The 8,943-nt window shown below is 69.6% G+C and carries 8 protein-coding genes and 2 pseudogenes; 7 read left to right on the top strand and 3 right to left on the bottom strand.

Annotated features, from left to right (window positions below; genetic code table 11):
• Positions 1-678: 678 nt before the first annotated feature.
• The 4 genes and pseudogenes from AC07DW_RS32400 to AC07DW_RS32385 form a co-directional block, all read left to right on the top strand.
• Positions 679-978, top strand: a pseudogene (locus AC07DW_RS32400) (transposase); the annotation flags it as partial.
• Between the two features lie 590 nt (positions 979-1,568).
• Entirely contained in the window at positions 1,569-2,633 is a 1,065-nt protein-coding gene (locus AC07DW_RS32395) for an AI-2E family transporter (RefSeq protein ID WP_478861224.1), read from the top strand.
• A gap of 303 nt (positions 2,634-2,936) precedes the next feature.
• A complete protein-coding gene (locus AC07DW_RS32390) occupies positions 2,937-3,710 on the top strand; it encodes a hypothetical protein (protein WP_478861223.1) in 774 nt (257 codons plus the stop codon).
• Between the two features lie 241 nt (positions 3,711-3,951).
• A pseudogene (locus AC07DW_RS32385) lies at positions 3,952-4,234 on the top strand (transposase); the annotation flags it as partial.
• A gap of 935 nt (positions 4,235-5,169) precedes the next feature.
• Here the strand turns inward: AC07DW_RS32385 and AC07DW_RS32380 are convergent.
• Entirely contained in the window at positions 5,170-5,544 is a 375-nt protein-coding gene (locus AC07DW_RS32380) for an ATP-binding protein (RefSeq protein WP_478861222.1), read from the bottom strand.
• Positions 5,545-5,587: 43 nt separating this feature from the next.
• Positions 5,588-6,121: a hypothetical protein gene (locus AC07DW_RS32375; protein ID WP_478861221.1), complete on the bottom strand. Its 534-nt coding sequence runs from the start codon at positions 6,119-6,121 to the stop codon at positions 5,588-5,590.
• A 395-nt stretch (positions 6,122-6,516) separates the two neighbouring features.
• Between AC07DW_RS32375 and AC07DW_RS32370 the strand changes: the two genes are divergently transcribed.
• The 3 genes from AC07DW_RS32370 to AC07DW_RS32360 all read left to right on the top strand — a co-directional run bounded on the left by AC07DW_RS32370 (position 6,517) and on the right by AC07DW_RS32360 (position 8,561).
• Positions 6,517-6,804 (top strand): hypothetical protein, encoded by a 288-nt coding sequence (locus tag AC07DW_RS32370; protein WP_478861220.1) that lies wholly within the window; start codon positions 6,517-6,519, stop codon positions 6,802-6,804.
• Positions 6,717-7,508 carry a tyrosine-type recombinase/integrase gene (locus AC07DW_RS32365; protein WP_478861219.1) on the top strand — a complete coding sequence of 264 codons (792 nt, stop codon included), beginning with the start codon at positions 6,717-6,719 and terminating at the stop codon, positions 7,506-7,508. Before AC07DW_RS32370 ends, AC07DW_RS32365 begins: the two co-directional genes overlap by 88 nt.
• Before the next feature lie 81 nt (positions 7,509-7,589).
• Entirely contained in the window at positions 7,590-8,561 is a 972-nt protein-coding gene (locus AC07DW_RS32360) for a hypothetical protein (RefSeq protein WP_478861218.1), read from the top strand.
• A 15-nt stretch (positions 8,562-8,576) separates the two neighbouring features.
• On the opposite strand, the gene AC07DW_RS32355 is transcribed toward AC07DW_RS32360, so the two are convergent.
• The coding region (locus tag AC07DW_RS32355) for an ATP-binding protein (RefSeq protein ID WP_478861217.1) at positions 8,577-8,943 on the bottom strand (367 nt) is incomplete at its 5' end.

The raw sequence follows: 8,943 nt of genomic DNA, 5'->3' as shown, positions 1-8,943 counted from the left end.
GGTGTACTTGCTCGGTGGTGCCACTTCTTGCGTCCTCTTTTCCGTTCAAGGCAATCCTATTGGACGTCTGTCCGGAAACTTCGGGGCACCTCACTCAGCACGGGCGTGCCTTCCCAGCCCGGGTTCGCAGCGCGGGCCTACTCGGTGACCTTGAGCCGATCACCCGGGAAGGTACGCCCTCCGCGCTTCACAAGGCACCCCGCCCCGGGCCGATCCACAGGTCTCGAGCATTGCGTACCGACCGGTGGGAGACTGCGGGAGGGGAGAAGCGTTCCGGATGGTTATGGATGCGGTGATGGGGGGCGCGTCGATGACCTTCGCGGCCGTCCTGTTTACCCGGACTACTCGCCCCGTCCCGCAGCGAGAGACCGGGCCGGACGTTCCGTGGGCCCCGGCCCGCCCTGTCCGGCCGGCTGGCGCTGCGGAAGGAGAGACGGGCGTCCCGCGGAGTGGTGTAATGGATCTTGGCTGGGAAATTGCGCCGTTTCCGTGCTCTCGCGTGCATCGACTGCCTGTGAACCCTGAGAACGGGGCAGGCCACCGTGCAACTGTCCTTGGTGAACTGCCAGTTCGCCCCAAAGGGGTGCCTGGTGTCCCAGCATGACCTGCTTCGCCTGCTTGAGCCACTACGTTCGGCAGATGGTCTTGAACTCCCTCCGTGAGGTCGCTGAGCGGCTGCTGCAGGAACTGATCGAGGCCGAGGCCACCGCCCAGATCATGCAGAGTGGGGCGAGAGGACCGGCACCCGTACCACCTGGCGCAACGGGCACCGGGAGAAGACCGTGACCACGCAGGCCGGCGACCTGGAGCTCGCGATCCCGAAACTGCGGGTGGCAGCTTCTTCCCGAGCCTGCCCGAGCGCCGGCGCCGGACCGGCCAGGCCCTCTGCCCGGTCGTCATGGAGGCATACGTCCACCGCGTCTCCACCCGCTCGGTCGAGAACTGGCCAAAGCCCTCGGCTCGGACACCGGCATGTCTCCCGGATCTGCGCGGACCTCAACGAACAGCACCACGAGGGCCCCGCCGTTACACAGCGAGCCAGCTGCCATTCGTCGTCTCCGTCACCCGAGTGGCCAACTTGAAGGGCTCCGTCTCCAGCATCACCCGATCGGTGTCCCTGAACAAGCTCGAGCACGGGCTACTGGCATGCTTGCGGCCGACCGCATGAACCCCGGAACGCTCCGCAGCTGGTTGAAGCAGCACCTGACAAGCCAGGAGCCAGATCGGCACCCGAGCTGACTGTGAGCGAACGGGCACGGCCCAATAGAGCAGGAGCGGCGTATCCGGGGTTGGTGGGTCGATGGTCAGTCCGGTGTGGGTGAGGAAGGGCCAGGGCAGTTGCTTGTTCTGGTTGATGCGGTGGAGGCCTGTGCGGTGGCGTCGGCCACGTCCGGAAGCTGTCAGCGTGATCCCGGCACAACGTAAGAAACGTCCACCTGTCTTGATCACCTTGACAGGTTCCGGACGTCGCGGCAGTCCGTGCATTCGGCCCAGTGACGCGCGTCCGGCCGGACGAACGTCTGTCCGGACGCGTGGCGGGTCCCGCGTCCGGTGGTACCTCATCGGGCATGGAGCCCCAGGTACCTCCGTTCCTCCGCACGGCCGCGGCCCACGCGTGGCGCCTGCTGGTCGTCGGCACGGCCGTGTACGGCGTCTTCGCCGTGCTGGGCCGCTTCCACGAGATCGGGATGGGCCTCTTCCTGGGGCTGGTGGTCACGGCGCTGCTGCGGCCCGTCGCCAACGTGGTGTCCCGGGCAATGCCCCGGGGGCCGGCCGTCGCGGCCACGCTGCTCGGCGGTATCGCGTTGGTGCTGGGCGGACTGGTGCTGGTCGGTGAGGCGGTGGCGGGCGAGACCACGACACTGGTGCGGGAGTTCCGGGACGGGGTCGACCGCATCGAGAGCTGGCTGGAGCGGCCACCGTTCCGGCTGCGCCCGGAAGTGCTGTCCGACCTGCACTCCCGGATCGCGCAGTTCCTCTCCAGCCACCGTTCGGCGCTCCTGAGCAAGGCGGTCAGCGGCGCGAGCGAGGCGGTGCACGTGGTGACCGCCCTGGCGCTGGGGCTGTTCGCCTCGGTGTTCTTCATCCACTCCGGCGACCGCCACTGGGCCTGGTACTGCGACCAGTTGCCGGACCGCGCGCGGGCGCGCTGGAATGTGGCGGGCAGGGCGGCGTGGCAGACGTTCACCGGTTACACGCACGGGATCGTGCTGGTCGCCGCGATCAACGCGATCCTGGTCGGTGTCGCGCTATACCTCCTCGGCGTACCGCTGGCGGTGCCGTTGGCGCTGCTGGAGTTCGTCGCCGCGTTCGTGCCCCTGATCGGCTCGCCGGTCGCGCTGGCGGTGGCGGCCGTGGTCGCCCTGGCGGCGAAGGGACCGCTGACTGCGGGCCTCGTGGTCGCGCTGATCGTCGTCATCGGGCAGATCGAGGGGCACCTGCTGCATCCGCTGGTCATGAGCTGGGCGGTCCGGCTCCATCCGCTGGTGGTGGCCGTCTCGGTGGCGGCGGGGGCCATCGCGGCGGGCATCGTGGGCGCGGTGGTCGCGGTACCGCTGGTGTCGGTGGCGTGGTCGGTGTTCACGGCGCTGCGCGGGGCGGCCAGCCGGCCGACGGCCACCACCGGGACGTGAGCCCTGTACGGGGCACGACGTCGTACTGCGCACCTCGGCCATACGAGTCGCCGACGGTGCCGGTGGGGGACCCCAGCACCAGCCTCGCCAGCGGTCGCCAGCATTCCGGCGTCGGCCGCCTCCAGGCCCAGCGGAGTCACATGGCGGGGGCAGGACGGGTGGCCGAGGCGAACGGTACGCAGTCGAGGGAATACGGGCGTCCGCGCCGCAGCGCAGGGCAGTCGCTAGTCTAGGCCTGCCTTGGGGATCAGGCCGCGAGCCTGCAACGACATGCCCTGGAGACGCGATCCTGGAGCGAGTGGGATGAGTCACTGGCTGTACCGCAACATTATCGAACCGGGAAAGCTCCCGCTGCTCGTTGCCCTGTCCTCCTTCGTCCTGACGTTCCTGGTCACCCGTGCGGTTACCCGGCTGATCCGGGCCGGCAAGGGGCCCTTCGGTAACGTCACCCCGGGCGGGGTGCACATCCACCACGTAGTGCCCGGTGTCGTTCTCACGCTGATCGGCGGCTTCGGCGCCGTCGCCGTCGGACAGCACGGCGCCGCGACCATCGTCTGCGCTGTGGTGCTCGGCGTGGGCGCGGGCCTCGTCCTGGACGAGTTCGCGCTGATCCTCCACCTCAATGACGTGTACTGGAGCGAGCAGGGCCGGCAGAGCGTGGAGGTTGTGGTCCTCACCACCGCGCTGCTTCTCCTCGTCCTGCTCGGGTTCTCACCGCTCGGCGTCAACGAGGTCAGCCCCGCGGAGCAGCAGAGCCGCGCGAGTCTGCTCGCGAATTTCGCGCTCAACTTCGTCTTCGTGCTGGTCACGCTGCTCAAGGGCAAGTTCCGCATGGCCGTCATCGGCCTGTTCCTCCTTCCCGTCGCATTCTTCGGAGCCCTGCGGCTGGCCCGCCCGGGCTCCCTATGGGCCCGCCGCTTCTACGGTCGCCGACCCCGCGCCCGGGCCAGGGCCGGGCTGCGCGCCTATCACCACGATCGCCGCTGGAACCGAGTCAGGCACCGCTTCCAGGACCTGATCGCCGGCGCTCCGGACCGCGGCCGACAACTGCGGCGCTCCCGCGACGAGAAGCGCTGAGTACTCCCTGCGCACGCCATGGGCGCACCTTCGAAAGACGCATTGCCGCTCGTTCGACGGCATGGTGCTCGAATCCAGGCACAGATCTTCTGAGCTTGGCGTCGAACCTCGCGGGTCGCTCGACCTGCTGATCTGCGGTTCTTCCTGGGACAACGCGGGCGGCCGTTCTTCACGCTTCGAGGTCTCGAGCAACGAAGCGTCGAGGAACGGCCGCTGTGAGGGTGTCCCTGTCGGAACGCCTGTGGGCGAAGCGTTGGGTATCCTGCTCCGCCTTCGGGTTGAGTTCTACGAGTGCCTGTACGCTCGCGCGGGTGCGCTCTTCGAGCTCACGGACGCGGTGCTGTGCGGACGGGCCGGTGAGGACGCTGGTCGAGCTGTCGCTGGGGGCTGGGCACCGGCGCGGGCACGGGGCCCTGTACACAGCGCTGGACCGGGGCTGGGCAGCATGGCTGCGCCGCACGCTTGCCGGCCTACCGTTGCCGAAGGCCGCTGACGGGCGCATCGTGCTGGCCGCGGACGTGAGCAACTGACTCCGGCCCCGGCGCCCCGACGAGGGCCGCGCGGGTTTTTCATGTGTGACCAAGAAGCGGGCCCGCGCGGCCTGGGCCTTGTCCCTGAATCCTGGACACGGTCTGTGCGGCTTGGGCCAGCGTGGTTGATGGTTCCTCAAGCGCTGTTTCGGGGGCGTTTGGGCTGCGCTGTCCGGGCGGGGAGGCCCTGGAGCGTTTCGCGTTTGAAGGCCGTGTTGAATGACCCGGCGAGCGCGTTGTCCGCTGAGCTGCCGACGGCGCTCCTCCAGCTCGCGGATCCTTCCGTGCCGCGGCGGGCCCGGCCCCGGCCGGGCCCGCGGCCCCGGCCGCAGCGCCCGGCCCGTGCGGGACCCCAGCGCCGGCCGTCCGCGGCCCGTATCCAATTCCTCAGCGTCTCCGAGTTGACCCCCCAGATCCGCAGCGGCCTGCTTGATCGCCGCTCCCGGCCGCGACCGGTACAACGCGACCGCGTCCGCCCTGAACTCCGGCGGACAGTGCTTCATCACCACGAGGTGACTCCTGTTCTCAGATCCTCAAGATCAGTGTCCCGAGTGTCCAAGATCAAGGGTCAAGGCCCGACCAGGGGTAGACCGCCACTCAGGTGGTCACTCTGAGCGGCATGGATAACCACATCTTCCCAGCGTCCCGGTGCGGCGAGGCTGATGCACCGGCCGTCGTGTCGCTCACCAAATCCGGCCAAAACCCCGTATAGCCTCCTCCCCGGGGCGCACCCCGGTCGGTGGCCCCGGCAAGGAGCGCGCCAGGCAGGGAGAACGGGTTGCCATCTCACCCTCCCTGCCTGGCGGGCCTCCGCACCCGCGCTACCAGCCCCCGCTGCCGCCGACGACTCGCCACCCGCCCCGGCAGGTGGTGGCTGCCCAACCCACGCAGCTTGCATCCGGAGCGCAATCCGCTACCCGACGGGTTGTTCATGCCGCCTCCAGGTCTGCCCAGACGCGTTTGCCCCACCCCATCAGGTGGACGCCCCACACGTACGACGTGGCATCGACGAGGACCAGGCCCCGGCCGCGGTCGTCGTCCAGGCCGGTGATGCGCAGTTCCGGGCGGTGGTGCGGGTCACGGTCCACGACCGCAATACGGATCCGCTGTGCATGGGTGCGGGTGACCGTGACGCGAATGGACCTGCCGCGGGCGTGATTGGCGGCGTTCGCCACCAGCTCGGACATGACGAGCGCCGCGGCGTCGGCCAGTGCGGGCAGCCGCCACAGGCGCACCGCCTCGCGGACCATGTGGCGGGCAACGGCGGCCGACCCCGGCTCGCGGGGCAGTGTCTCCGAGAACATCGGCGCGGCAGTCGTGGCCGGAACAACTGTCCGGGGCGGGGCCTCATCCACCGTCACCCCTCCGCTGCTTGGTCCAGGCGCTCCGGCCGACGACAACCAAGGCCTCCACGTCCGCCCGAGTACACAGCAGGCCGGGGCTGTCCATGGGGACGACCCAGAACGGGTCACCGGTTGAGTCGGGCTCGGTACGACTGGAGGCCGGGATGCCGAGGCAGGCGCCCCGCCCCAAGCACTCGGCGTCACCCTGGTTCCACCCGTGCTGGGTACTGGCCCGCGTGAGGGCGCAGAACTGTCGGCCGCGCCGGTCGTGGAACACCGGCCCCTGGTCGAGAATCCTGGCGAGGAAAGCCGTGACCTCGGCCCGGTGCTCCGTGCCGACCGCGGCATACACGTAGACGTCGGGGATGCGGACGGCAGCAAATACCGCGCCGCAACGCAGCAGCGCCGCCCCATACGTCGCCCACTCGGCGCGGGCCTGCTCGACATTGGAAGCTGCGGACAACAGCCAGTGCTCTACGGCCAGACGCCGCTCGCTGCGCGTGCTGGCGATGACGCCGACGATGGGTCGTTGCGCCACCGGGCCGGTTCGGTCCCGGGTGTTCCTAGGTTTCGTCATCGTGGATGCCTCCAAGCGGTGTTGTAGCGTGCTCATCACAGAGGTACGAAATTTCGCGTCGCCTCCCTCAGGGACGAGCCAATTCCCGGAGAACGCGGCGCGCCGGGACTCCGGCCGAACTTTCCGCGGCAACGCTGTCCGAGGACCTGCTCGCCCCGTCCCTGTACCGGGCACGCGGCACAACTGTGCGACATTCCGCGAGTTCCCCTGAGCCCGGCTGAGCGCCCGAGGCCGTGGCCAGCGGCTTCTTCCTCCTGCGGGTGCTCTGCCGGGCCGTGACGTAACTTCGGGATCTCTCAAGCGTTCTCAGCCCGTGCGACCGATCTGCGGTCTGGTCGAAGGTGAGGAGGCGCGGGTTGTCGGCGCTGGCGGTGGTGCGGGACCTGCGCGAGTACCGGGAGCCGGTGTCGGCGGAGGAGCTGGAGCGGTTCGAGACGGACGTGCTGGCCGGCTTCGTGCTGGCCCGGGCCTCGGCGGGGCTGACGGACGGCACGATCCGCGGGGACGTAGGGCACCTGGAGCAGGTGAGGACCTGGTTCGGCCGCCCGCTATGGATATGGAGCCGGCCGACGCGGACGCCTACTTCGGGCGGGTGCTGCGGGGCTCGCCAAGCGGCACCCGGCTGGCTCGGTCGCAGGCGCTGAGCACGTACTTCCTGTTCCTGGAGCTGCGGCGCAAGGTCGAGATCCACCGGATGACCGGGCGGGTCGTGGAATGCCCGATCGACGAGATGAACCGCCCGCGCGGCTCCAAGGATGCCCAGCTGCGGATCCCGCCGACGGCGCCGGAGGTCGGTCGGCTGTTCGCCGGCTGGGGCGGCGAGCTGGCGACCTGCCGCAAGTTCGCCCCGCCCGCGAGGAACTACACCGCCGCGAAGCTGATGTCGCAGGTTGGCCTGCGCGTGAGCGAGGCGTGCGGCCTCGACATCACCGATATCAAGTGGCACCTGGGCAGGTTCGGCAAGCTCCACGTCCGCCTCGGCAAGGGCGCCCGCGGCTCGGGGCCGCGCGAGCGGATGGTGCCGCTGATCAACGGAGCGGACCGGACGCTGCGGTGGTTCATCGAGGACGTCTGGGGCCAGTTCGACGACGACCACACCCGCCCTGGCGCCCCACTGTTCCCGTCCGAGCGCAGATGCGCCGACGGGTCCTCGCGCCGGGTCGGCGACGACGCCCTGCGAAACGGTCTGGCCGCCGCCGTCGCGGTTCATCTTCCCTGCTGGGCTGAGAAATTGACGCCGCACGTCCTGCGGCACTTCTGCGCGTCCGAGCTCTACTCAGGTGGCCTTGACCTAGTCGCAATTCAAGAGGTTTTGGGACATTCCTGGATCGCCACGACGATGCGATAGGCGAAGTCACCATCCTGCAGCCCTACTTGGAGAAGGTGCGGCATCACCAGCTGTTCCTGACCAACCTCTCCACCGCCCGCGGTGTCCAAGCCCTCCGCGCGGCAAGTGCCGGGGACGGCCGCGGCTTCCCGACCCGGCCCCGGCACGGCCACCGGCCTGCGGCTGGGTCCCCGCCGCGACTTCACCCGCTTCAACCGGCGGCAACACGCACGGCTCGACAACCCCTGGCTGGCCTGGGCCCGGCATGCCGCCCACCGCCTCGGCGAGGCCCACGGCTGGCCCCGACGCGTCCGCCTGGACGTCGACCGGGCCCTGGTCATCGTGCTGTCCGGCCACACCGGCGACGACGTCGTCCGGCACTCCGAGATGTTCCCGGCCCTGCGGTCTCGTGGACTCAGCGTCGAACGCACCGCGGAAGTGCTCGACCGCATCGGCGTCTTCCCCGACGACCGGCCGTCCTCCTTTGACCGCTGGCTGGAGTCCAAGCTCGACGGCCTCGCGGCCGGCATCAGGCGGGACGTCCAGGGCTGGGCCCGGCTTCTGCACGATGGCGGACCGCGGTCCCAGCCCCGGGACGTGGCAACCGTCTGGGGCTTCCTCAACCGGCTGCGGCCGGTGCTGCTGGAGTGGTCGAACCGCTACGACCACCTGCGCGAGGTCACCCGCGGCGACGTCCTCACCCACCTGGCCACCATCCACGGCTCACAGCGCAAGCACACCCTGGTCGCCCTACGGTCCCTGTTCACCCGGGCCAAGAAGAACGGCACGATCTTCAAGAACCCGACCAGCCGCATCCGGGTCGGCCAGCAGGAGAGCGGCGTCATCCAGCCCCTGGAATCCGAGGACGTCCGGTCCTCCATTGCCGCGGTGACCCGCCCGGGCGACCGGCTGATCCTCGCCCTCGCGGCCATCCACGCCGCCCGGCCCGGCGCGATCCGCCGCCTCCCGCTCGACGACCTCCACATCGGCAACCGCCGGCTCGTCATCGACAGCCGCGTCCGCCCCCTGGACGAGCTCACCCTGCAGGCCGCCCCCGCCCTCACTGCAAATTGACCCCTTGGGGTTGGTTCAGTCGCGGTGTGTGCGGTTTTCGTTGGCGAGGAGTTCGCGTCGTTGGCGGGTGCGGTAGGAGTCGCCGGTGAGGGTGAGGACCTCGGCGTGGTGGACGAGGCGGTCGGTCATGGCGGCTGCGACGACGTCGTCGGAGAAGGTCTCTCCCCAGCGTCCGAAGGGCAGGTTCGAGGTCACCATCACGGAGCCCTGTTCGTAGCGGGACGCGATCAGCTGGAAGAACAGATTTGCCGCGTCCTGGCCGAAGGGGATGTAGCCGGCCTCGTCAATGAGGTTTTCTCGACGAAATTCATCGCCAGGCGTTGTTGAGGACGAGGGCGGCTTTGGTGATGGCGCCGATCCGGCCGGGGCTGAGCGTGACGCG

Source organism: Streptomyces sp. NPDC045701 (genome assembly GCF_056432045.1).
The sequence above is the reverse complement of the archived record's forward strand: the minus strand, read 5'-3'. Positions and strand labels throughout refer to the sequence as shown.

Bases quoted from the DNA above. Each gene is read 5' to 3' on its own strand.
- AC07DW_RS32395 (WP_478861224.1), top strand. From the start codon at position 1,569: ATGGAGCCCCAGGTACCTCCGTTCCTCCGCACGGCCGCGGCCCACGCG.
- AC07DW_RS32390 (WP_478861223.1), top strand. From the start codon at position 2,937: ATGAGTCACTGGCTGTACCGCAACATTATCGAACCGGGAAAGCTCCCG.
- AC07DW_RS32380 (WP_478861222.1), bottom strand. From the start codon at position 5,544: ATGTTCTCGGAGACACTGCCCCGCGAGCCGGGGTCGGCCGCCGTTGCC.
- AC07DW_RS32365 (WP_478861219.1), top strand. From the start codon at position 6,717: ATGGAGCCGGCCGACGCGGACGCCTACTTCGGGCGGGTGCTGCGGGGC.